This is a genomic window from Mesotoga sp. H07pep.5.4 (genome assembly GCF_003664935.1).
GTDB classification, from domain to species: Bacteria; Thermotogota; Thermotogae; order Petrotogales; family Kosmotogaceae; genus Mesotoga; species Mesotoga prima.
The window spans coordinates 133,162-157,471 of the sequence record NZ_JFHM01000031.1 but is presented as its reverse complement, the minus strand read 5'-3'; the positions used below and the strand labels follow the sequence as shown (position 1 = coordinate 157,471).

At 44.7% G+C, this 24,310-nt stretch carries 22 protein-coding genes and 1 pseudogene; 11 read left to right on the top strand and 12 right to left on the bottom strand.

From position 1 onward, the window contains the following. Positions 1–169: 169 nt before the first annotated feature. The 3 genes from Y696_RS13235 to Y696_RS13225 all read left to right on the top strand — a co-directional run bounded on the left by Y696_RS13235 (position 170) and on the right by Y696_RS13225 (position 1,908). On the top strand, positions 170–640 hold the full coding sequence (locus Y696_RS13235) for a GNAT family N-acetyltransferase (protein WP_006487346.1): 471 nt from the start codon (positions 170–172) through the stop codon (positions 638–640). 93 nt (positions 641–733) lie between these two features. Further along, a complete protein-coding gene (locus Y696_RS13230; RefSeq protein WP_006487345.1) occupies positions 734–1,237 on the top strand; it encodes a flavodoxin in 504 nt (167 codons plus the stop codon). 242 nt (positions 1,238–1,479) lie between these two features. Beyond that, a complete protein-coding gene (locus Y696_RS13225; RefSeq protein ID WP_006487343.1) occupies positions 1,480–1,908 on the top strand; it encodes a hypothetical protein in 429 nt (142 codons plus the stop codon). Here Y696_RS13225 and Y696_RS14540 read toward each other — a convergent pair. From Y696_RS14540 to Y696_RS13200, 3 genes and pseudogenes are all read right to left on the bottom strand, one after another. Further along, positions 1,901–2,185, bottom strand: a pseudogene (locus Y696_RS14540) (GGDEF domain-containing protein); the annotation flags it as partial. The gene Y696_RS13225 and the pseudogene Y696_RS14540 sit on opposite strands and share 8 nt — an antisense overlap. A gap of 92 nt (positions 2,186–2,277) precedes the next feature. Then, on the bottom strand, positions 2,278–2,703 hold the full coding sequence (locus Y696_RS14125; protein WP_006487341.1) for a hypothetical protein: 426 nt from the start codon (positions 2,701–2,703) through the stop codon (positions 2,278–2,280). A 185-nt stretch (positions 2,704–2,888) separates the two neighbouring features. After that, complete coding sequence (locus tag Y696_RS13200) at positions 2,889–3,176, bottom strand: hypothetical protein (RefSeq protein ID WP_259459690.1); 288 nt, start codon at positions 3,174–3,176, stop codon at positions 2,889–2,891. A gap of 500 nt (positions 3,177–3,676) precedes the next feature. Here Y696_RS13200 and Y696_RS13195 point away from each other — a divergent pair, with 500 nt between their 5' ends. Next, positions 3,677–5,515: an LTA synthase family protein gene (locus tag Y696_RS13195; protein WP_121510755.1), complete on the top strand. Its 1,839-nt coding sequence runs from the start codon at positions 3,677–3,679 to the stop codon at positions 5,513–5,515. A gap of 155 nt (positions 5,516–5,670) precedes the next feature. On the opposite strand, the gene Y696_RS13190 is transcribed toward Y696_RS13195, so the two are convergent. The 8 genes from Y696_RS13190 to Y696_RS13155 all read right to left on the bottom strand — a co-directional run bounded on the left by Y696_RS13190 (position 5,671) and on the right by Y696_RS13155 (position 16,784). Beyond that, complete coding sequence (locus tag Y696_RS13190) at positions 5,671–6,510, bottom strand: carbohydrate ABC transporter permease (RefSeq protein ID WP_006487334.1); 840 nt, start codon at positions 6,508–6,510, stop codon at positions 5,671–5,673. Between the two features lie 9 nt (positions 6,511–6,519). Continuing rightward, positions 6,520–7,386 (bottom strand): carbohydrate ABC transporter permease, encoded by an 867-nt coding sequence (locus Y696_RS13185; protein ID WP_006487333.1) that lies wholly within the window; start codon positions 7,384–7,386, stop codon positions 6,520–6,522. 60 nt (positions 7,387–7,446) lie between these two features. After that, the gene (locus Y696_RS13180) at positions 7,447–8,757 is read right to left on the bottom strand and encodes an ABC transporter substrate-binding protein (RefSeq protein WP_121510754.1); all 1,311 of its coding nucleotides are present in this window, start codon (positions 8,755–8,757) and stop codon (positions 7,447–7,449) included. Positions 8,758–8,924: 167 nt separating this feature from the next. Continuing rightward, the gene (locus Y696_RS13175) at positions 8,925–10,310 is read right to left on the bottom strand and encodes a PLP-dependent cysteine synthase family protein (protein ID WP_006487330.1); all 1,386 of its coding nucleotides are present in this window, start codon (positions 10,308–10,310) and stop codon (positions 8,925–8,927) included. 25 nt (positions 10,311–10,335) lie between these two features. Continuing rightward, positions 10,336–12,642, bottom strand: coding sequence for a xanthine dehydrogenase family protein molybdopterin-binding subunit (locus tag Y696_RS13170; protein ID WP_121510753.1), 2,307 nt, complete (start codon positions 12,640–12,642; stop codon positions 10,336–10,338). Then, the gene (gene ade / locus Y696_RS13165; protein WP_039882259.1) at positions 12,635–14,383 is read right to left on the bottom strand and encodes an adenine deaminase; all 1,749 of its coding nucleotides are present in this window, start codon (positions 14,381–14,383) and stop codon (positions 12,635–12,637) included. The genes Y696_RS13170 and ade overlap by 8 nt, the downstream gene beginning before the upstream one ends. Positions 14,384–14,446: 63 nt before the next feature. Further along, entirely contained in the window at positions 14,447–16,393 is a 1,947-nt protein-coding gene (gene thrS / locus Y696_RS13160) for a threonine--tRNA ligase (protein ID WP_006487327.1), read from the bottom strand. A gap of 13 nt (positions 16,394–16,406) precedes the next feature. Then, on the bottom strand, positions 16,407–16,784 hold the full coding sequence (locus Y696_RS13155; RefSeq protein ID WP_006487325.1) for a RidA family protein: 378 nt from the start codon (positions 16,782–16,784) through the stop codon (positions 16,407–16,409). 114 nt (positions 16,785–16,898) lie between these two features. Between Y696_RS13155 and Y696_RS13150 the strand changes: the two genes are divergently transcribed. After that, complete coding sequence (locus Y696_RS13150) at positions 16,899–17,630, top strand: radical SAM protein (protein ID WP_006487323.1); 732 nt, start codon at positions 16,899–16,901, stop codon at positions 17,628–17,630. Here the strand turns inward: Y696_RS13150 and Y696_RS13145 are convergent, their stop codons facing one another. After that, the gene (locus Y696_RS13145; RefSeq protein WP_006487321.1) at positions 17,631–18,116 is read right to left on the bottom strand and encodes a hypothetical protein; all 486 of its coding nucleotides are present in this window, start codon (positions 18,114–18,116) and stop codon (positions 17,631–17,633) included. A 411-nt stretch (positions 18,117–18,527) separates the two neighbouring features. Here Y696_RS13145 and Y696_RS13140 point away from each other — a divergent pair, with 411 nt between their 5' ends. The 6 genes from Y696_RS13140 to Y696_RS13115 all read left to right on the top strand — a co-directional run bounded on the left by Y696_RS13140 (position 18,528) and on the right by Y696_RS13115 (position 24,310). Further along, positions 18,528–19,646: an ABC transporter substrate-binding protein gene (locus Y696_RS13140; RefSeq protein ID WP_006487319.1), complete on the top strand. Its 1,119-nt coding sequence runs from the start codon at positions 18,528–18,530 to the stop codon at positions 19,644–19,646. 64 nt (positions 19,647–19,710) lie between these two features. Continuing rightward, entirely contained in the window at positions 19,711–20,601 is an 891-nt protein-coding gene (locus Y696_RS13135) for a branched-chain amino acid ABC transporter permease (RefSeq protein ID WP_006487317.1), read from the top strand. Between the two features lie 10 nt (positions 20,602–20,611). Then, positions 20,612–21,574 carry a branched-chain amino acid ABC transporter permease gene (locus Y696_RS13130; protein WP_006487315.1) on the top strand — a complete coding sequence of 321 codons (963 nt, stop codon included), beginning with the start codon at positions 20,612–20,614 and terminating at the stop codon, positions 21,572–21,574. A 12-nt stretch (positions 21,575–21,586) separates the two neighbouring features. Further along, positions 21,587–22,345, top strand: coding sequence for an ABC transporter ATP-binding protein (locus tag Y696_RS13125; protein WP_006487312.1), 759 nt, complete (start codon positions 21,587–21,589; stop codon positions 22,343–22,345). A gap of 2 nt (positions 22,346–22,347) precedes the next feature. Next, a complete protein-coding gene (locus tag Y696_RS13120; RefSeq protein ID WP_039882258.1) occupies positions 22,348–23,064 on the top strand; it encodes an ABC transporter ATP-binding protein in 717 nt (238 codons plus the stop codon). A gap of 1 nt (position 23,065) precedes the next feature. After that, positions 23,066–24,310 carry a lactate racemase domain-containing protein gene (locus Y696_RS13115; protein ID WP_006487305.1) on the top strand — a complete coding sequence of 415 codons (1,245 nt, stop codon included), beginning with the start codon at positions 23,066–23,068 and terminating at the stop codon, positions 24,308–24,310.

Genomic DNA, 24,310 nt, shown 5'->3' with positions numbered 1-24,310 from the left:
GCTTGTTTCTAATGAAGGCAAAGATTTTGTTAAGCCACCTCCCGTAATCCCTTTTCAGCCGAAATAGTTGAGATCGCTATAATAAGCTTTTACAGTTGTTAACAATTCACGATGGTATAATTATATTAGATATACAAACGAATATCTATTTCAAAACGGAGGTGTTTTTTTGAAGCTGCTAACCAAAAACGAGAAGATCACTATTGATCGATTTGAGAACATGGAAACTGCCGACAAGGAAATCGGAATCGACAGAATCGTCGACTTCCTTCATACTCACCTTGAAGAGTACGGTGACGATAGAAAAGCAATCTGGAGATCCATTGAATATGCCTTCTCGAACGAAGCGGGTAAAGGTGGCTTCGTTCTTATTGCAAGACATGGAGAGAGGATTCTTGGTGCTTCTGTAGTAAACGACACGGGGATGAAGGGGTATATACCAGAACACATACTCGTTTACATCGCGGTTGACAGAGAAGCCAGAGGCATAGGCATCGGTAAAAAACTGATCAAACAGATAAAGAGAATGTGCAACGGCGATATTGCCCTGCATGTTGAAGAGAATAACCCTGCAAGGTTTCTCTATAAAAAGATGGGATTCAAGACAAAGTACGCAGAAATGCGTTTTGCTCAAGATTAGTCGAAGACACCTTATAGTTCTATGAAAACAACGTCAAATGTGAGAGAATAAATATAGATAATAATAGTCGGATATTAATTGGAGGTCTGATTTATGTCTGTAGAAAATGGAAGGAACGTTCTAGTTGTTTATTACTCTCATGACGAAAGTACTAAATCAATTGCCGAATCAATTGCAGGCGAAACCAATGCCGATCTTCTCGAGCTAAAACCGGTGGAAAAAAGTGGCGGAAGAAAAGTGAAGTACATTTGGGAAGGGGAGAGTGTTAGTATGGACCCCGTGCCGGATCTTGAACCTTTTTTGCTTGACCCCGACAATTACGACCTAATTTTTATTGGTTCACCGGTTTGGGCAATGAGCTACGCACCGCCAATCGAAAGCTTCATTAGAAAAACCAAACTTTCCAATAAAAACATCGCTCTATTTTGTACCCATGAGGGCCTAATGGGAATAGTTTTCCAGGAGTTGATAAGCAAGCTTTCGGAAAACAAAATTGTCGGTGCCATAGATTTCTACGATCCAATAGGTTCCGGCGTAAAATATGCAGCCAACGCAAGTGCAAACTGGGCCAGACAGGTCCTGAAATCCCTGTCCTAGTATGAAATGAGACTTACTAAAGATGGCTCTTGTCTTTAAAGCGAGGCAAGAGCTTTCCTTTTCAAAACTGACGATTTGTCTTTATTGAGAGCGTAAAAATTAGATTAATCTAGCGGTGCGATTCCACGTTCTGTCGACCACTCTATTCGCTTTCCAATTGTTCACGGAAGTTCTGATATGCCGAAGAAATACGGTATAATCTGCGTGAGGTCTTTTTTCATGGTATATGGGAGTTGATTCTAATGGAAGATTACAGATGGATCTACCTGGCCATTCTTCTGCAAGCAGCCTTGCTCGGCACGGTGCTTTTCCTTGGGGACACTTTGTTTCATTCTTCTGTTGAAAGCGAGTTTGTTAAAGAGATTACTGCAAAGGAAATCGGTAGCTCCTTGCTAGGTGATTACTTGAAAGGCTTTGAAGATCGTTGGCTTCCAGAAGAGTCACGGCTTACCGGATATTTGATTGAGGACGTAATAGTTTTAGAGGAGACAGACAACTATACAGTTCTGCTTGCTTCCATCTCGGTTAAGCCAACCGATATCGATAGCTGCTTATGGAATTCTTTGGGTTCAAGAGAAGGTAGCTGGATAAAAGACATACGGCTCTCTGTCTATTTGGAAAGAGATCAGACGGGTAAATTTACAATTGTAAAAACCGTTCCTGCTATTTAGGAAAGATATCGACACAGTTTCTGCCGCTTTTCTTTGCCGCGCACAGCACACTGTCGGCTCGGTGTATCATTTCGTCGACACTATCGTCGTTTTCTGGCAAACGTGTTATTCCTATGCTCACCGCTGTTTACGGTTTTTCTTGGCAGATTTCTCTCGGCTGATCAAGTACTCTTTCCCCCACAGACCTGGCATCTTCGAGGGATACTCCGGTAAGAATAATTAAGAATTCAACGCCTCCCCACCTGACTATTCGTTCACCACTTCTAATGATCTTCTTAACAGATTCAGCAAGCTAAGAAAGCACAGAGTCACCATAGACACGACCGGAAGAGTCATTTAACTTCTTAAAACCGTCTACATCCATCATTATCAATTAAAATCTGAGAGGTTTCTTTTCGCTCTCTCGGTTTCTGCTCTCGAAAACTTCTTTAATCCATACCTGCCGAGTGCTCCCGTGAGAGGGTCGTTAAAGGTTGGCCTTGTCATCTCGAATATGTTTCTTATTCTGTTGATTGCCTCTGCAGCATGGACTATAAGAACTTCCGCCAGCTCAATGGCTTCACTACTAAATTCATCCGGCCCTGAAGATATCGTTTGGAAGACCCCCGTATCTTCCAACAGATTTGCTGAGAGCCGATCTGTATTCGCTACTTCTCGGTTTTTCCTCCCTGCCCTTCGAAGTATCTGGAAAGACTGGCGTCTTCCCTTCTCATAAAGTCCTGCCGCCTTCTCCCTACTCTTTTCTGTAACGGACTTCACCGTTGTCAGAAACTGGCTCGGTTTCTCTCTTAACAACAAGGCTTCCAAGCTCTACAATATCAAGACCGGGCATATCGAACTCCAGAATTTTCTTGGTCACCACGATCAGATCACAGACATGTTCTTCACTTGCAGCCTTTGAAAGATCAAGAGCGACTTATTGGAGTTTTCTAATCTTTTTCCTGCTCTCCTAAAGTTCTTTATTCGTTATCTTCAATCCGTTATTTCAACAAAGAATTTCGCACATCCAAACCTGAAACCTTCTCGTCGTAATCGATAACCATACTCCTGAAACATCTCTCGAAATTCTCAGACTTCACAAACTCAACAAAGCTCTCTCCCCCATGGTAAGAGACGGAATCGGAAACTCTCAACCCCGATTCCCTGGCTCCTCTATTGAGGAACACGGAACCCGAATAATTGTCTTCGAAGCAAAGGCCGACAGGTGAGTTTTCAGTAATTGCCATAACATTTGAAAGGAAGAAGTTGCGATGTCTATCTTTCGCCAAATGTCTTTCCAGATCCACTAAATACGATCTTAGCCGAAGAATCTCCGCTCCTTTCGGCATGACCCACGTAATTACGTTCTTTCTCAGAATTTTGCTGCCTTAAAGCGAAATTTACAAGCCTCTCCATCCCACGATCTATAGATGAGTTAAAACGATTCCCACGCCGAGGATCGACGAGAGTCGTTCAAGATCGAGATCCTATTCATCAAGACCATGGAACAAGCGGTTGAGTTCCTTAATTTCTTAAATTTCTTCTGCGTAATTTCTCCATTCCTCATTCGGAGAACAGGTTCTATCCTCTTGGTCTCTCTGGCTTCAGAAAAGGAATCACAGAGTCGACATATCAACATATAAGTCGCTCTAGTTATACATTTGCTCTTCCTTCTATCTAGTTCTGAGGAGTACAACGCTGTACCAAAAAGGGAAAACCTCTGGTTGAACGATACGTTTTGAGTTAGTATAATTTAGTTGCTCGTATAAATGTTTAGGATGAGATCATTGTGAAAAAGACCTATCAATGGACAACGAAAAGTATCACCATAATCGTCGTTTTGATTCTGCTAAAGTCTTTCGTATTTTACGGCTACGCCGCTGAGCTTGCAAGGCTGTCAGTGTTGCTTGGGACTGTTGCCTGGATGGCATTCCTGCTGCTCTTGTTCTGGATTGTATTCAAAGGCAAGTTTTTTCTCTTATATTGCATTATTTCATGCATACTCTTTGTAGATTTTTTATACTTTCAGTACTTCGGTTTTCTCCCATCGGTTAAGGAGCTTGTGCATGTCGGACACGTCGGTGCAATAAGTGAAAGCATAGTCTATGTTCTTTATCCAATAAGTTTTGTCTTTATCATCGATCTCATACCTGTTGGACTATACTTGAGAAAGAAGCAGTCTAGACAGGGCGAAACACCCATAAGGAAACCGACCTATTCGGACAGAATTATTACGTTTGTCTTACTTATTAGCCTTTTAATACCATTTTCTTCGGAAAGCCTCCAATCTTACTTTGTCTTCAACAGATATGGAGTCTTTGCCTACCATATGTTTGATCTTGTTAGGGCGATTCCGGGAGTCGATGGGGGGATAACTGTTGACGAAAAAGTCTCTTATAGTGGCTACGTGAATAAAATGGCTGAGCGGGGTAAATATTTTTCCGTTGCGAAAGATAGAAACATCATTGTCATTCAGCTCGAATCGTTTCAGGACTTTCTAGTCAACTTCGTTTACAACGACCAGGAGATAACACCTAATCTTAATCGGTTGGTTTCGAGTGATTCGATCTATTTCGATGAAATCTATCAACAGGTTGGAGCAGGAAACACCTCTGATTGCGAATTTGTAATTCTCAATTCAATGCATGCACTTGGTGATGTTTCAGTTTATCAGACTCGGGAAGAGAATAGCTTTTACGCTTTGCCGTCGCTTCTGAAATCCAAAGGTTATTTTCCGGTTGCCTTTCACGGCAATAATGGTTGGTTCTGGAATCGCGAGAAGATTTATCCTTCATTGGGATTTGATGATTTCATAAGTCTCGAGGATATGGAAAACGATGAGATTATTGGTTTTGGTTTGAGCGATTCTTCTCTTTTCAAACAGACACTGGGACACCTAAGAGGAATCGAAGAGCCTTTCTTCGCGTTCATTGTAACGCTTACAAGCCATAATCCCTATGAAATACCTGAGGAACTGAGAGCAATTGAACTCCTTCCAGAACATGAGGGCACTCTTTTCGGAAACTACATTCAATCGGTACACTATACCGATGCTGCATTGGGCGAATTCATTGAAGGACTAAAAGAGGCCGGCCTTTACGACAGCTCACTCATTGCTCTTTATGGAGACCACGCAGGGCTATATCCTTTCAACAAAGAAAACAAAGATATATTGAGTGAGCTTCTCGCTTGTGAGTACGATTTCGTACACGCTATGAACATTCCACTCTTATTTCATATTCCCAATTCTAATCTCGATGTCCTGAACTCCAAACCAGGCGGTCAGATTGATTTCTTTCCCACACTGCTTAATCTCATCGGGATCGTAGAAAAGAGCGGAATACTGTTCGGTCGAGATCTTCTTAATTCGTCGTCGGGATTTGCCGCATTCACTCATTATGTTCCCGAAGGCTCATTCATCGACAATAACAGGATTTTCATAATGTCCAGCGACGGAATTCTCGATAACAGTGAAGCAGTTGAGAGAAGAACGGGTAAAATGATCACCCCGTACAGCTGCCTGGACGGTTACAAAGATTCTATACAGCAGATACAGGCTTCGAAATATTTGATACTAAATGACTCTATTTCAAATCTAATGGGTGTTAGCAACGAAAGAGATAATTGATTCTGAAAGGTTAAACCCAAGTAATCTTTACATTCAGGTTATGTAGCCAGATATTCCAGCACTAGGTCAGCTTCAAAACAATTCTCATCAGAATTCAATATGCTCCGTGCAGGTTTTCTCTGGTCATTCTATCCTGGCTTTCCTTTCGAGTCTGACTATTCCTTGAGACCAGTTCCTACAAGGCTTTTCACAAAGAGATTCTGCAAAAGAAAGAAGACTACAAGGGTCGGAATCACCGCTACCATCGTACCGGCCATAATGATTCCCCAGTTGTTCGCCGACTCAGCATCGATAAGCATCTTGACTCCGATCTGCACTGTTTTCATCTTGTCTTCCATCGTAACTATCAGCGGCCAGAGATAAATGTTCCATGAATAAACAAAGTTTATGATCGCGGAGCCTGCAATGATCGATTTTGAAAGAGGCAAGAGAATTTTTAGAAAGTATTTAATTGGTCCGGCTCCATCAATTCTTGCCGCATCCTCAAGAGAAAGGGGGATAGTCATGAATTGCTGTCTCATTAAGAAAGTGTTTGTTGCACTCGCCATGAAAGGTATGGTGAGGGCCCAGTATGTATTCACCCATCCAAATTTATTCATTAAGGAGAACAAGGGAACGATCATTATCGTCTCCGCAGGCAAGAATAGAGTTGCAAAAAGAAACCCGAAGGCGAGCCCTCTTCCTGCAAATCTGAAGTTCGAAAAGGCATATCCCGCAAGTGTTCCAGTAACGAGTTTCCCAAGAGTAATCGCAAGCGATACAATTGCGCTGTTCAGAAGTAAACGCGCAAAGGGAACTGTCTTGAAAGCATCAAAGTAATTCTGGATGTGAAAGGCCGTAGGGAAAAACTTCGGTGGAAATGAAAAGACGCTTTGAGGCGGCTGAAGGCTCATAGTTATGGCCAAAATAACAGGCATAATGAATATGAAAGATACTGTGATCAATATTATCTCTATGATTATTGTATTAACTAACTTCCTAGTGGACTTCTTCATGACTACACCTCATTGATAGTGAACTCGTCTTTCTGCAACGGTGAAGTAGACTATTGTGACTACGACCATTATCATGAACATTATTACGCTTTGCGCTGAGGCGGGTCCTCTTTTCTGATAAGTGAATGCGTCAAGATAAAGCCTATATATCATATTTGTCGTGTAACCTCCGGGACCGCCCTTCGTCATTACATCGACTATTGCAAACGACGTGAACATCGTGCTGACAATGTTCATGATGACCAAATAGAATGTTATTGGTGAAACTAAAGGAAATATGATTCTCCAGGTCTTTTTCATGACCCCTGCTCCATCAAGAGTTGCTGCTTCAAGAAGGTCTCCCGAGACGTTCTGAATACTTGCAATATAGAAGATCATGTTGAAAGGCAAGATCTTCCACACTGTTGCAAAGATCAGCGCGTAGAACGCGTAAGGCTTTGAAGTTAACCATTCAACCTGAAGTCCAAATAGTTTCATGAATACATAGTTTACGTGGCCAACAACCGGGTTCAAAAGGAAGGTCCAAAGGGTGCCGGCTATCGCCGGGGAAATAGCATAAGGCGCGAAGAGAAAGGTCCTGTAAAGTTTCGTTCCTGGAACGTTCTGTGTGAGGAGCATAGCGATTATGAAACCAAGGAAAATAGATAATGTAACAGAAAGCCCGACATAGATGACAGTTAGTTTCACTGAGGAAAGATACTGCTCATTGTTGAAGAGGTTTATGTAATTCTGGATTCCCACAAATGTCGTTTTGTTACCAAAGGTAGACACTCTGTAGAGACTCATTCTAAATGCTTCTACTGCAGGATAATAAATGAATAAAACGATAATCAGAAAGGTAGGTACCAGCAGAAGGTATGGTAACCACTTTCGCATTCTACACCTCCAGCATCAAGCGGAGCGGGCTGATCGCCCGCTCCGGCCAATAAAAGAGCATTAGTAATTGGCTTCGTTATAGTCGCGAATTGCTTGAGTTGCTCCATCTTCGGCGTACTTCAGCGCCTCGGAAGGAGTCATTTCTTTGGCGATCATCTTTTCAATCGCGGTTGTTACCACGGTTCTTATCTCAGGGAATGCTCCAGTTATTGCTCCGTTAGTATTGTAACTCTGGACTGAAAGCAGAAGTTGTAAGAGCGCTGTCAGGTGATCCGGGTAATCACCGTAATACCCGCTGGCAACGAGTTTCTCAACGGAATCCTTTCTAACCGGGAAGTATCCAGTGGCTTTGTGCCATTCAATCTGCTGCTCGGTGCTAGCCATGAACTTGATAAACTCCCAGGCAGCCTTGGTTTCTTCGTCTGGATGGCCATCGATAAGCCAGAGACTTCCACCGCCTATGATCGCTCCTCCAGCTTTCGAATCAGAGGGTCTTGGCAAAAAGACACTACCAAGCTCAAAACCGTTCGTCTTGGCGGATTCCATCATCAGGGCGACATCCGAAGTGGAAGTCATCAACATTGCCGCTTTTTGCGAAATAAACAGGTTTCTTGCAGCGGTCCAGTCTTCAAACTTCGTGTTTATCATTGTACCTTCCTGCGACATGATATTCCACCACTCGAAGATCGCCAGACCTTCAGGAGTATTGAAGACTGCCTTCGTTGGTCTTCCGGTTCTGCCGTTGTTCTGATCAATTAGCGGGGCGTCCTGTGCCGCCAGTAGTTGCTCAAAGAACCATGAATTAAGAGATACGGTAAATCCTGCCTGCTCCACGTTTCCAGCAGAGTCCTTTATGGTAAGCTTCCTGGCCACTTCGATGAAATCTTCAAAAGTAGTCGGAGGATTATGCGGATCTAGACCGGCCTTTTCAAAGAGAGACTTGTTGTAGAAAACGATTGCGTTTGATGAATTGAACGGCATCGAATAGAGTTTGCCGTTTACCCGGTAATAGTTGAGAACCTGTGGCATGAACTTTCCGATATCGAAAGTTGGGTCGGCCTCCATCATCTCTTCAATGGGGATTGCAACTCCGCCGTCGATCATCATCTGAGTCCCGATTTCGAATACCTGAACCACGTGGGGAGCTGTTCCTGCCTGCACAGCTGCGATCATTTTGTTCAGAGTATCTCTGTAGCTTCCGGTGTACTGAACTTCGACTTCAATGTCGGGGTGCAACTCCATGAACGCATCTGCCTGCGACTGCAGGAAATCGATTCTCCACCCACCCATTGCATGCCAGAACTGGATAGTAGTTGCTGAGAGAATAAGTGAGAACATCAAAACGACCGAAACAAGAAGAAACTTTTTCAAAAGAATCACCTCCATAATTGGGATAGAATCTAGAGCTGAAGCAACTTCTCAGATACACAAAGAAAAAACCGCCCCCGAAAAAGGTAGGCAGTTTTCTCTTCGTCAGTACCACCGTGTTTTCATTGTACAATAAAGCTCACAAAAAACAAAACAAATAGTCATACTAATTATTCTTTGTTCCTTACGCGGTAATCGAGAAGGAGCTTGTCAATCTCTTCAATCTTTCCGCTTTCTGCCTTCCAGAAGTCCTGTGACATTGTCTTGTTCAGCTCTTCAACAGACCTTCCCTGTTGCTCAACCCAAGTATAGTACTTTAGATTGTGCCATCTCAATCTATTATCCATAGTCCCCTCGAATATCCAGTCTGTCTTTGCACCAAGAACATATGATTCAAATCTGTGTCTGGCTTCATCCCTGGTGAGTTGTCCATAAGTTTTGGACATGTTTTCCATCACAGAGTGGTAGCGGTCGATGTTGTCAGTCGCAATAGTCACGATGTTGTCTTTGTCGCTCATTCTGTAGTACTTCGCCATCTTTATCGCACCGACAATGTTCGCTACTCCTGAAATGCCAAAAATGTCGGCCATTGTATCGACATCGTCTGCTTTAAGAAACTCTTTCAAGAACTTCTTACCTTCTTCGTCGGTCATTACCTGAAGAAGTTTCTTACACTCGATATCGTCAAGCGCAACAACTGCATCGTTGTTCATTACATTGTGAATCCATGTGACGTGTTTATCCCCGATCCCCTGAATGTCGTGACCTCCATAACCGTTAAGTGATAGAGTCGGACATTGCACAGGTTCTCCAGCAACGATTTTAACTTCGGGATACACTTCCTTTATTCTGTCCCCACATGCAATAGTTCCTGCCGAGCCCACCGTTGCCACTACTGCCGAAACTCTTCCGTTGCCAAGCCTGAGTTCGTCCATCATTTCCAGAATCGTATTTCCAGTTACGTAGTAATGAAATCTATAATTACCGAGCTCATCGAACTGATTGAGCACCCGTACTTTTTCCGGATTGGCCGCTTTAAGTTCCTTCGCCTTATCGTAGATTTCTTTCACGTTTGACTCGCACCCTGGAGTTGCGAATACTCTAGCTCCATACTCTCTAATGATGTTGAATCTCTCCGCCGACATTTCTTCGGGAAGAATAACCACGGAGTCAAACTTCATTCTACAGCCGACCCATGCACCACCGATTCCGTAGTTGCCAGTAGATGGCCAAACCAGAGTATGGTAAGTAGGATCCACTTCTCCCCTCAACACTTTTTCCATCAAAATCGAATACGTTGCTCCTACCTTGTGGCTTCCAGTTGGGAAGTCTTTACCATACAGTACAACGATATTCGCATCTACTCCAGTGAACTCCTTTGGAAGAACAAAATAGTAGATCCTGTTATCGATATCTCTCCAGGAAATGTTGTAAAGGTTTATTGGATCCAGGGGATCTTCCTTTCTCATCTTCCATGCAATCTCTCTAGTTTTTCTATCGATCTTCTCTGGATGCAACATCTCCTCGAATGTTGGACCGAGTACGAACTTACCCATGCTAATCCTCCTTGTTTACGAACAACTATTCTTGTAAAGACGACCCATTTTCTAAGAGCTGAAGCACATATTCTGGGGTAACCGGAATCCTTCTAACACGCCTCCCTATTGCCATAGAAATTGCATTTGCAACTGCGGCAGGTACCGGCATCAGTGAAGGCTCCCCTATCCCCTTCGCTCCGTAAGGTCCCTCTGGAAAGGGATCCTCCACAACATCAATGACCAGTTCTTCGGGAAGTTCGTGGACAGTCGGAATGATGTAAGTGTTGAAATTGTCGGAAATGATCTTTCCGTCCTTTTGCTTCATGTCTTCGAATATTGCGTATCCCATCCCCTGCGCAAAACCGCCTTGAATTTGGCCAATCACTCCTTCAGGATTGACCGATCTACCGACGTCATGGGCTGTGAAAGCTTTGATAACTTTGCTGTAGCCTGTCGCCAGATCGACCTCGACCTGAACGACCTGGCTTGCATATGAGTAGGTGACGTATGCCTCCCCGATTCCGTTGTCCATATCGAATTTCAGTTTAGGCGTCTCATACCAGCCTGTTTCGAAAAGTTTCACATTTCTCTTGTAGGCATGTTCGACTACTTCATCGAATGACAACTTTTTCCCACTTTCGCCATAAACAAACCCTTCTTCAAATCTCACAGATGAGAGCGGGCTACCGGTGAGTTCACAGAACACAGGGGCCAATTTCTCCCGCAAAGAAGCGCAGGCGTTTTTCACCGCGTTCCCGGAGTAAATGGTGGTTCTCGATGCGACTGTGGGCCCGCTGTCTGGAACGAAGGCGGTATCCGGTTGATGAACAACAATCTTGTCTATGCTCTGCCCCAATTCTTCCGCCGCGATAATTGAGATCACCGTCTTAGCACCCTGACCCATTTCCGTTCCGCCAATCCTCACTTCGACAGAACCATCCCTGTCTATCAGCACGTGTGCGCCGGACTTGTCGAGAGCCTGACCTCCTGCACCGAGGCTGACCCCATAGAAGATGTGAGAGAGACCAACCCCTCTTTTTACTTCTTCACTAGACTTATTGAATTCCTCCGTCTCTTTCACAAGTTCCTTCCATTTCGAAGCCTTCTTAACTCTTGAAAGAGTCTCTGGAGCACCAACGCTGTTAACTAACAGATGATCGGTAGAGGTCCTGGAACCCGGTCTAAGAGTGTTAATTTCTCTGAACTCCATTGGGTCGAACCCCATCTGGACAGCAATATCATCCAGCATGCTCTCAACCGCAAAGAGAACTTGAGGAGAACCGAAACCTCTGAAGGCTCCCGGAGGAACTTTGTTAGTATAAACTGCATAAACATCGACGTCAACATTTTCTATTTCGTAAGCTCCGGCCGCATGAACAAGCGTTCTAAAGATAACTATCGGAGTAAGGGTTGCATACGCTCCCATATCCATGTATGCCTTTATCGTCATCGCTTTGATTTTCTTTCCTTCAAGGGCAACTTTATAGTGAGACTTTATGGGATGACGCTTCGAAGTTGTCTGGATGTCTATTTCTCTTGAATAAATTAGTTTCGCCGGCCTTCGAAGGTTATAGGCCACTATGGCTGCATATGAAGCGACATAAGAAGGAATGTCCTCTTTTCCTCCAAATGCACCGCCGGTTTCGGTTTGAATAACTCTTACTCGGCTCATAGGAATGCCCAAGACATTCGACACGGCCCCTTGCACATAGTAAGGACACTGCATTGTTCCGTAAACAGTGAACCCGTAGTCAATGTCGGGCACCACTATTACTCCCTGGGTCTCCATATAAGCCTGCTCCTGATAGTGGGCGTAGAACTCGCCTTCGAAAATGTGCTCTGAATTCTCAAAAAACTTCGAGGCATTTCCTTTACGAATTCTTCTCGAAACGCCTATATTGGACTTACCATGAATAACGATTTCATCCTTAATTGCCTCTTCTATTGTTAGAACCGGTTTGAGCTCTTCGATCTCAACATTTACCAGCTCGGCGGCTTCCTCGGCTATCTTCTTGCTGCTTGCAGCAACAACAGCTACTACATCACCGTAAAATCTTACTCTTTCGCCCTCCTTGACTAGACAAGGCATATCCTTTATCACATCGCCAAGCTGGTTTTCCCCGGGAACGTCTCTCCAGGTGAAAACACCCTCGACACCGGGAATCCTTTTTGCGGAAGAAGCATCAATACTCTTCAGAACTCCATGTGCTTTCTTTGCAATAACAAGAGCGCAGTTCACCTGTCTATCAAAAGACACATCTGCTGCGAACTTTGCTCTGCCGCTCACCTTCTCCCGGGCGTCGACTCTGTTGATTTTTTTGCCGACCACCTTCTCGTGTCTTTCAGGCATCTTCACCCTCCTTAACGAACAGCGCGACAAAATCATTTTTTTCAACGTCGACAAGGCCGAGATTCGTCAGCTTCAGCTTGGGGATAACTGAAAGCTGCACAAAAGAAAGCGTCATGAAGAGATCGGGTAAAGTGCTACCCATAATCTTTGTAGCTTCTTTCAGTTCTGTTAATCTTTCTGCGACTTCCCTACTGGTAAGATCCGACATCAGGCCAGCGATCTTCAAAGGAAGCTCGGATGTTATCTTACCGTCAACGACGGAAACCAACCCTCCACCCATTTCTATCACTCTGTTTGCCGCACAGACCATATCGGAATCATTCACTCCCAATACACCAAGATTGTGCGAATCATGTCCAACAGAAGTTGCCACTGCCCCCTTCTTTAGCCCGGAGCCCTTTGCAAACGCGACAGACATAGACTTACCTTCGCAATAGCGACAGACGGAGGCCAGTTTCAAGACGTCACTATCGACATCGCTGACAACACAGCCGTTCTCAATCTTTGCGTCAGTTATTAGGCCTCCGGTAAGCACCTCGCTTCCAAGAAGCTCTATTACTCTGATTTTTCTTCCCTCAGCCTTAACTCTTAAGTCATCCTCACAAATCTTCTGGCACTTGAATGTATTTGTCCTTTCCTGTGGAAAACTCTTTGAGATGACATCAATAACCAGTCTTCCATCTCTAGCTACGATTCTAGAATCTTTGAAAACGATTCTCGGATTGAACGACTCTAGATTGTCTACCACTACGAGGTCGGCCTTGTACCCGGGAGCAATAGCGCCCATCGAACGCAAATTGTAATGTCTGGCAGTGTTTATCGTCGCTGCTCTTATAGCGATTATTGGATCTATACCGTGCTCTATGGCCTTCCGAATATTGTAGTCTATATGGCCCTCTCTGATAATGTCGTCGGGATGCTTGTCGTCGGTACAAAATGATACAAAGGGATAAGTCTTCTCGTTTATTAGAGGGAGAAGAGCAACTAGATTTCGCTCCACACTTCCCTCTCTGATAAGTATCTGCATACCTCTGGAAAGTTTTTCTCTCGCTTCCTCGACGTAAGTGCACTCATGTTCCGACCTTACAAAAGCGCATATGTAGGCATTTAGAGGCTTACCCAAAACTCCAGGGATGTGACCGTCTATCTTCTTGTACTTGTGTCGAATCAACTCAATCTTCGCTATTGAATCCCGATCACCGTTTATGATATCCGGGAAGTTCATCACTTCGCCCAATCCGAGAACTCTGTTCTGGAATTTCTCCACAAAACCTATCATATCCATTACGCTGATCCTTGCCCCCGACGTTTCCAAGGCAGATGCGGGAACGGCGGAAGGGATCATGATGTAAAGATTCACAGGAACTCCCTCTGTGGACTTGATCATGTATTCTATCCCGGAAAGGCCCATTACATTGGCAATTTCATGGGGATCGGCTATCGCTGTGGTTGTGCCTTTTGCTAGGATTGTCTTCGAAAACTCGACCGGCGAAACCATGGATGATTCGATATGAAGGTGAGCATCGATAAGACCCGGCACCACATAAGAACCTTCAAGATCTATAACCTCTAGCCCATCTTCATAGTCGCCGATTCCGGCAATGCGTTTCTTGAAAAGAGCCAGGTTGGCCTCTTCTATCTCCCCGCTGAAAACGTTCACGATCTTGCAGTTCTTAAGAAGAACATCGGCTGGTCTGTCGCCACGTGCGACCGGTATTATGTCGATGATATTCGTTTTAATCGCCCCCCTTCAAGGACTTGTAAGCTACGAAAGCAAGACCCCCGAGGTGCAGGGGTCTTGTAATCATTCGAAAATGCTTGTTGCGCTTCTCATGTTGACTTCTTGCGAAAGCTTATCCATGAATTCCTGCAGAGCAATTGAACCCAGATCCTTCTCACTTCTCAGCCTTACCGATATGGTCCCGTCTTCTTTCTCTCTGTCTCCAACGATGATCATATAAGGTACTTTCATCAGCTGAGCCTCACGGATCTTGTAGTTAGTTGACTTCTGGCGATCATCGACTTCAACCCTGAAACCTCTGGACTTTAATTCGGCCGCAACCGATTCCGCATATTCTGCATGCCTGTCGGCTATCGGGATCACTGAAACCTGGGTAGGAGCAAGCCAAGCGGGGAAAGCTCCGGCGAAATGCTCAATCAAAATACCCATGAACCTCTCAACGGAGCCGAATATCGCTCTGTGAATCATGACGGGCTGATACTCTTCGTTATCGGGTCCAACATACTTGATCCCAAAACGCTCGGGCATCATGAAATCAAGCTGAATTGTAGCACACTGCCATTCCCTACCAAGCGAATCCTTTATATGATAATCGATCTTAGGACCATAGAAAGCTCCATCACCTTCATTTACCTTAAACTCCATTTTCTTTGCCACAAGTGAATCTTCTAATGCCTTTGTGGCGATATCCCACAGCTCAACTTCGCCCATGTAATCTTCGGGTCTCGTCGAAAGCTCTGCTCTATACTCGAAGTTGAATGGGGAGTATATTTTCTGAACGAAATCGATTACTCCCATTATCTCCTGTTGAATCTGCTCACGAGTACAGAATATGTGTGCATCATCCTGAACAAATCCTCTGACTCTGAACAGCCCGTGCAAGACACCAGATCTCTCATATCTATGAACCTTTCCAAATTCAAACAGTTTCATCGGAAGATCACGATAGCTTACCGATGATGACTTGTATATAATTATGTGGCCGGGGCAATTCATTGGTTTGACAGCGAACTGCTGATCTTCTTTCTCCGTGAAATACATGTTGTCCCTGTAATGATCCCAGTGACCAGATGTTCTCCAAAGCGCATCTGACATAATCTGAGGGGTGCTAACTTCCCTGTAACCATCTTCAACATGCTTCTCTCTCGAAAACTGAAGCAGTTGATTAAGCATCTCCGTCCCCTTAGGCAAAAAAACAGGCATACCCGGAGCATATTCGTAATTGATTGTGAAGAGACCAAGCGCCGGGCCAAGTTTCCTGTGATCTCTCTTCTTTGCCTCTTCTATCATCCTCAGATAGTCTTCGAGATCACTCTTTTTTGCGAAGGCAGTGCCGTAAACCCTCTGAAGCATCTTGTTGTTCTCGTCGCCCCTCCAGTACGCACCGGAAACGGATGTAAGCTTGAAATACTTTACCTTACCAGTCGAAGAAACGTGAGGACCCCTGCAGAGGTCAACAAATTCGCCCTGCTTGTAGAAAGTAACCTTTTCAGCACCCGTGTCCTTAACCAGATCCTCTATCAGCTGGACTTTATAAGGCTGATCTTCTCTCTTCATAAGTTCAATGGCTTCTGATACAGGCAGTTCGAATCTCTCAACCGGAAGATCTTCCTTAATTATCTTGTTCATCTCCGATTCAATCTTCGGTAAATCCTCTTCCGTGATTCTCGTCTCGCCAAGATCTATGTCGTAATAAAACCCATTTTCTATGGTTGGCCCGATTGCTAGCTTGACTTTCTCCTTGCCATACAATCTCATTATCGCCTGGGCTAGTATATGGGACATAGTGTGTCTGAAGAAACGAGATGACTCGGGATCTTTGTCCAGGACAAGCTTGACCGAAGCGTCTTTTTCGATGGGCCGTTCAAGATCCCAAAGTTCTTCGTCGACAATCGCTCCAAAAGCACGTCTTGCAAGTCCCTCGGAAATGTCCTTTGCAATCTCCGCCGGTGTTATACCTGATTCGTATTCCTTTATCGAACCATCGGGCAGTTTTATCGAAATTGCCATTCTATCCTCCTGATTACGGTATAATCGCCACAGCCTCGATTTCTACCGGCGCGTTTTTTGGCAGGTTGGAGACCTCTACTACGGCTCTGGCAGGTTTGTGACCCTTAAAGTAAGTAGCATAGATCTCATTTAGAATCGAAAACTTACCCATATCCCTTACGTAAACGTTGACCTTTACGATATTATCTGGGCTCGACCCGCCGGCGGCGACTACCGAGAATAAGTTGTCTAGTGACTGTTTACAAGCTTCTTCAAAATCCGTCACCATTTCGCCAGTCAACGGGTTGAGGGGAATCTGTCCAGAAACAAAGAGAAAACCTCCCGCCGCAACTGCCTGAGAATAAGGACCAACTGCTGCCGGCGCCTTGTCAGTATTGATAACCCTCAACACAGTAACACCTCCCATTTCCGTTAATTATATCACTTGAGAATGGATGAAGTCGCGCGATATGCACTTAACGGAAATCGTTTATCGAGAAGAAAAACATGTAGAATCTATTAGTATATGGTGGAAGAAATACTTGCAAAAAGGGCATTAACAAAGTCTAATATTCCATTAACAGATTTCACTATCAATCCTTACGTTGGATGCAGCATCGGATGCAAGTACTGTTTTGCTAGATTCATTGGCTCCTTCAAGAACTACGGAGGTGTATGGGGAAGGGATGTGAGAGTTAGAAAAAACCTCGCATCTCTTCTGAAAAGAGAAATTATCAGACATCCCAAGTGGCCAGTTTTTCTCAGAACAACCTGTGATCCTTATCAGCAACTCGAAAAGAGATACGAAATCACAAGAGCGATACTGAGAATTCTTGTCTCTCACAGGATTCCCGTCTACTTGATGACTAAATCCTCTTTGGTAAGGAGAGACCTGGACTTGCTCCAGGCTGCGGAAGGCGAAGCGAAAGTCTTAGTAACGATAACAACGGATAGAGAAGATGTGAGGAAGGTTCTTGAATCGGGTTCTTCTTCCTTTGAAGAGAGACTTGAGACGATTGATTTCTTAAGAGATAACGGAATTCAGACGGGAGCCTTTGTAGGACCTGTTCTTCCTATGGACGCGACAAGAGTTGCACTTGAGTTATCAAAAAGAGTCGAAGAAGTCCATCTGGATCCTCTGAACTACTCCTTTCAGGTAAAGAATATCTTCTTGAAATTCGGCTGGCAATCCTGGCTTGAGAAATATACATTTCAAGAGGTTGAAGAAGAATTCAGTAAACACCTTCGCCTGATCTAGCTAGAAAACAAATCCGGCCGCAATATAAGGACAGAAACTCAATGATTCGAGAGAAGGTGTGAAATCGAGATTTACTCCGCCTTCAAGAAAGAGGCCAGAATCCGATAGGCCTAAACCAGCTCTAACTCTCGCCGGGACATCCCATCCTTCGATACTTCCTCCGACTAGATCTATCAAACCTTTCAACTGAACTCCCAAACCGGCCTTTATGTAAAGAACGGTTATCGGAAGTTTTAGGTTCAAGCCTGCATAACTTAACATGGGATCGGCAAGCTCAAGTCTTCTTTCTGAAGGCCAAATCTGCGCAATCGGCAGATCGATAGATAGTGGGCCAACACTGGCTAGAAGAGAAAGTCGCGCACAACTTAGGCTCGTCTCATCTGACTGGGTTATATCAGCACTCACGCCCAGATCAATTTCCACGGCAACCAATAGAGAAAATGTGATGACAAAAAGGAAAAGACAAACCATTTGAACTGCTCTCACAAACAACACCCCCAGAAACCTTCAATGCAAAGCCCAATTTCGAAAACAATTATAACCCATGGATGCAAAGGCGAAGAAAGAAGTTGGTCTCTCCAATGACAATAACGTCAAGGATAATCGTCATCGAACACATGGGTTCACACATGACCCGTAAACAAAACAGTCTGTGCAAATAACGTTCCACACTTGTCCTGAAGAATGTCTTATTCTTGCGAGAAGTCAAAGTAGAGAAAGATAATCTAGAATAATTCAATTCATTTGATCCTTAAGGGCTATGATCGAGTTAAGATATCGACTCAAGGAATGCTATACTGTGCATAATGTATAACGCATCATGTTAATCGTTTATTAATCTTTCTTCTAAGAGAACGGGGCGGAATTAATACTGTCCCGCACATGGAGGTGTTTTGGATGAGGCTAAACAGGTTACTCGTAGTCTCGATTGTCTTGCTAATCGGGGTTGCGGCGCTGGGTTCAACGATTAAGGTTGCTCTTGTGGCGCCATTCACAGGACTGGGTTCGATTCTTGGCGACTACATCAAAATGGGTGCGCAGTTGGCACTAGAAGAGATCAATGCCGCTGGAGGAATCAATGGCGACATGCTCGAAATGGTTGTGTATGACGATGCGGCAAATCCAAGCACGGCAGCAAATGTTATCAGGAGAGCACTTTTCCAGGATAAGGTAGTGGCCGTCTTTGGACCGAACATGAGCAGTTCAGTCATTGGCGTTCATCAGCTAGCACAGCAGGCGAAGGTTCCAATGCTTGTCGGAGCGACTTCCCCTTCATTCAGATATTCGGTGATTCCCAACGACTTCCTCTTCAGACTCAGGGCGGATGACAAAGTCAAAGTCATTCAGCTCGTGAAATATGCAGTAGAGGAGTTGGGCATTGAGAAGCCCGGAGTTATCTATGGCTCGACCGATTACTGTCTTGCAGCTCTCGATGTTGCTAAAGAGGAGTTCCCGAAGTACGGAATCGAAATAGTCGCAATGGAGCAGATCAAGGAAGGCGACAAGGATGCAACTGGTCAGCTTCTGAAACTAAAGAACGCCGGGTTCGATGGATTGATAGGACTTACACACGAATCTGAGGCTGCTGTAACAGTAAATCAACTCAGACAGTTGCAGATCGATGTCCCCATAATTGGGTTCTCTGCATGGGGCGTTCCTGCGTTTACAGATCTAGCGCCGGAAGCGGCGATTGGCGTATACTCCGTTCAGGGATTCAATCCAATAGATCCCGATCCTGCAGTTCAGGCATTTGTTGAAGCCTATAAGGCCAGATGGGATGGCAAGGAACCAAGCGACCCTGGACAGGCTTACTATGACGGAATGTACCTTCTGGCAGATGCACTCAAGAATGTTGGAACTGACGGTACTAAGCTTGCTGAATACCTTGCGAATGAAGCGAACATCGTCGGTGTTCAGGGCGAACTCAAGTGCGACGAACACCACAACTTCACAAACGTCTGTCTAATCTCCCAGTTCGACGGAAAAGACTGGCAGATAATCACTAAGTTGTACTAAGCCTCTTTGCGGGAGGGGGCGTCCTGCCTACCTCCCGTTTACTTCCCTAGAAGGAGTGTGAACAATGCTTCAAGACATTCTCCAAAACATAGTTTCGGGGGCTTCGATCGGTGCCACATATGGACTCGTAGGACTCGGCGTAGTTTTCCTCTGGTTGACGATCTCAAGAATAAACTTTGCTAACATATCGTCGGCAATGTTGGCGGCTTATTTATTTTACAGTTTCTATACTCAACTAAATTTGGGGTTCTTCATATCATTTGTCTTGTCTGTAGCCATCATAGGGCTATATGGATTGGGGCTCAGAATATTCATCTATGAGCCAATCAGAAAGAGGGGCGGTGGGCGTCTCGAATTCGTCGTTGCCACACTTATGCTGTGCACTTTTTGGCTCAACTTTATAATTGTAACTTATGGGGCTCTACCAAAACCCTTCCCGCCGGTATTCGGAGGAAGCAACGACTTCATTTCACTCGGTGGCATAAGAATTCCCTCTCTCTACTTGAACATCTATCTTGTAATTGCAATTCTGATGGTTTTCATCTATTTTATACTTAACAAAACACTTATTGGAAAATCATTCCGTGCAGCTGCTCAAAATAGAGAAGCGGCAGCTCTCATGGGAATCGACGTGAAGGTAACGACCTCTCTATCCTTCATTCTGGCGACAGTCGTCGTGGGAATTGCCGGAATACTCCTTGCGCCTATTTACTTTGTCTCTCTTGAACTTGGAGGAGGTTCTATAGGGGTCAAAGGTTTTGCGTCGGCAGTACTGGGCGGATTGACAAACCCTTATGGAACGATACTCGGAGGAATATCTCTTGGTTTACTCGAAAACTTCTCGACCCTCTATATCTCTTCAACATATAGAGACGTAATTTCCTTCTCGGTTCTTGTAGCCGTTCTGATACTGAAACCTTCCGGGATATTCAACTGGAAGAGAAAGAAGATATAGGGGGCACAAGATGAAGAAGACGATTTTCGTAATAGGAGCAATTCTACTAATAATACTGTTCCCGCTTTTTGTGAAGAACTCGTACCATCTTTACCTTATGAACAGAGCGTTAATTCATGCGATTCTTGCCACTGGATTAGTTTTTCTCACAGGGTTCGCTGGTCAAATCTCACTAGGGCAGGCCGGTTTCTATGCCATTGGTGCCTACTCCTCCGCTTATTTCACGGTCAAGCTTGGGATGCCGATCGTTGTTGGCGTAATTGCCGGTATAGTGATTAGCGTTATTGCTGGATTCCTGTTAAGTATTCCATCATTCAAACTCAAGGCCTTTTTCTTATCTCTTGTAACCATTGCATTCGGCCAGATAGTCTGGATGCTGGTAATAAACTTAACGCCAATCACAGGTGGTCCTTACGGATTCTTTGGAATTCCATTCTATTCGTTTGGGGGCGAGATGCTATCCTTTGGGCAGGTCTTTTGGCTATTTGGAGGGTTATTGCTCCTTTCAGTTTTCATTATGTTCCGCATAAAACACTCGCACTTTGGTAGAGCTATGCTGGCTATGAATGATGATGACGTTGCTACCGAGACTTGTGGAATATCTACGAAAAAGCTCAAGATCGCAGCTTTTGGCTTTTCTGCAGGATTAGCGGGACTGGCGGGAGCACTGTATGCTCATCTAGCCGGTTTTCTCTCACCCGAACCATTCACCTTTTTTGAATCCTCAAATTTCGTCGCCATGGCCGTCGTGGGCGGTCTTAGGCACATGAGTGGTGGAGTTGTTGGCGGAATAGGTCTTACGCTTCTTCCCGAGTTTCTGAGATTTGGAGGCTGGGAAAATTACTATCTAATGGTCACTTCTCTAATAGTGATTGTCATCGTAATATTTATGCCTATGGGACTTGGCCCTATCCTAGAAAGCTTATTCAGAAAGGTTTTCAGGGTAAAGAGAAACAACACAAAGACGTTGTAAGGTGGGGTGAAAATGGACATTCTCAGAACTGAAAATATGACCAAGAGATTCGGAGGAGTTGTGGCTAACAATGATCTGTCAATAGGGATTCCCGAAGGCGAGATCACAGCCTTAATCGGTCCCAACGGCTCGGGCAAAACAACGTTCATTAATGTTGTAACGGGAGTACACCCTATCACAAGTGGAAAGGTATATTTCAAGGATCAGGACATAACGGGGATGGAAATAAACAGGATTAGCAGGTTGGGTATTGCAAGAACCTTCCAGAAGATTCGACTCTTCGAGAATCTCTCAGTGATTGAGAACGTACTTGTCGCCAGAAAGTCTTTCTATAAATCCGGCCCTTTGAGCGTAGTTCTAGGAACTCCGAGTTTCAGAAAGGAAGAAAAAGAGAACAGAGAAAAGGCCATGGAACTTTTGGAGCTCGTGGGTCTTGAGGATAATGCTTATGATTCCCCGAAGGGCATGGCATATGGATTACGGCGTTGTCTAGAGATTGCAAGAGCTTTAGCTCTGGAACCTCAGTTGATTTTCCTCGACGAGCCTGCCGCAGGAATGACTAGAGATGAGTTCAAAGTGATAATGAACCTGATGATGATTCTCAAAGAGAAAGGTATAACGACTCTGCTCGTGGAACATACTATGGACTTCATCAAGGCTGTGGCCGACTGGGTATATGTTCTGAACTTTGGCCAGATAATCGCCAAAGGTACCTTTGATGTAATAGAAAAAGATCCGCTTGTTCTCAAAGCCTATCTGGGGGAGGATTGATTATGACTTTGCTTGAAACGAGAGACCTATCTGTCTCCTACAATGAAGTTCCTGCTCTCAGAAGAGTATCTATTAAGGTGATGAAAGGAGAAGTTGTTTCCGTGCTAGGCCCAAACGGAGCGGGAAAGACAACTCTCTTGAAGAGCATCTCTGGACTGGTCGGTTCTGAACCCGGCAGCAAAATTCTACTGAACGGCGAGGAGATCCAGCATCTTGCTCCCCACAAGATTACTAGACTTGGAGTTATTCACGTTCCGGAAGGAAGACAGGTTTTCGCGGAGCTCTCCGTGCAAGAGAACCTAGAAGTCGCCGCCACCAGAGTCGGGCTTTCTAAGGCTCGCCCAAACATTGAGAGAGTTTACGAACTCTTTTCCGAGCTTAAATCTAGAAAGAACCAGATGGCAGGTACTCTTTCCGGAGGAGAGCAGCAAATGCTTGCTATAGGAAGAGCGATCGTGTCCGATCCGGTAATTATGATGATCGACGAACCATCGATGGGTCTCGCGCCGGTAATCGTCAAAAGAATATTCGAGACCCTGAAGAAATTTGTCAAGGATACTGGCCTTACGATGCTGATAGTCGAACAGAACGCAAAGCTTTCACTTCCAATGAGCGACAGAGTCTACATAGTTTCTCAAGGTCAAATAAAGCTTGAAGGCTCGGTTGACGAAGTGAAAAGCGACGAGCGAATCCGCGAAATGTACTTTGGTGGCAAGTAAGATGGAGTTTTCCTTAGATTACAGAGAAGGGAGAAGAGTCAAGTTGGAAGTGCCCGCGGGTCAAGTAATACTTCCCGCGATTTCCGCTGAGCCGGCTGAAGCCGGAAGCTCCTTAACCGAATCGATTTCAGTGCCGATCGGCACTGCACCACTTACTAGTCTCGCGGAGTCAGCAAAAAGTATCGTGTTTATTGTGGAAGACCACACGAGGCATTCACCCGTACTGGAAACTCTGGACCTTCTAAGAAAACTCTTCGAAAGTCGCGGAATTTCGTGGGACAAAGTTTCTCTCCTTATCGCTACCGGAACCCACAGGCAGATGAAACCCGAAGAGCTTCAAGAAAAGTTCGGAGTATTCTCTTCAGATACAAGAATCGTTCAGCATAAAGCCGAAGAGACTGCCAAGATGAAAGATTTCGGGGAGTTTCTTGAGGTACCGATTCAAGTAAATGAAGCTATAGAGGCCGACCTCACAGTTGGAATAGGTTCCATTGTTCCTCACAGATTCTCCGGTTGGTCGGGAGGGGCAAAGATAGTCCTTCCGGGAGTCGCCTCATATGAAAGTGTCTTCAAATCTCACAGAATGGCAATATTGAAAAGCAAGGCAGACGTGGGAGTATTTGAAAATGAATTCAGAGAGCTGATAGACGAAACCGGAAGTCGAGTAGGGCTTGATTTCATTATAAATTTCTACTACGATATTAACGGATCAACTGCCGGGACCGTTGCGGGGAACCACGTGCTAGCCCTCAGAAAAGGGGTAGAGCTCGCGAGAAAGCAGCTTCTTCGGCAGTATCGCGAAAGGACAGATGTTACGGTCATTTCTTCCTTTCCTTCTGTAACTGATTTCTGGCAATGCGGCAAGGCTCTGTACACGTCGGACTTGATTACCAAAGATGGTGGGGATATCGTTATGGTTTCTTCACTTGACGAGGGTTTTGGAGACCATCCACTTTTCGCTTCTCTCTTAAAACTTGAGGCAAATGAAATTCTAGAGAAACTCGATATGATAACCACCGAAGATCCCCTCGCTTATGTAGCGGCTTACGCCGTAAGAAAAGTACTGCAGAAGAAGAAGGTTCACATTGTCAGCGACACAAAGTTTGCTGAGAAATTTGATGAGCTAGGATTACGTGTCAATCCAGATATTCAATCTGTAGTTGACCGATTGATTTGTCCTGGCAAGAGTGTTTCTGTCCTTCAGAACTCACTCGTGTTGCCAGAGATAACTACTGAGGAGGTATAG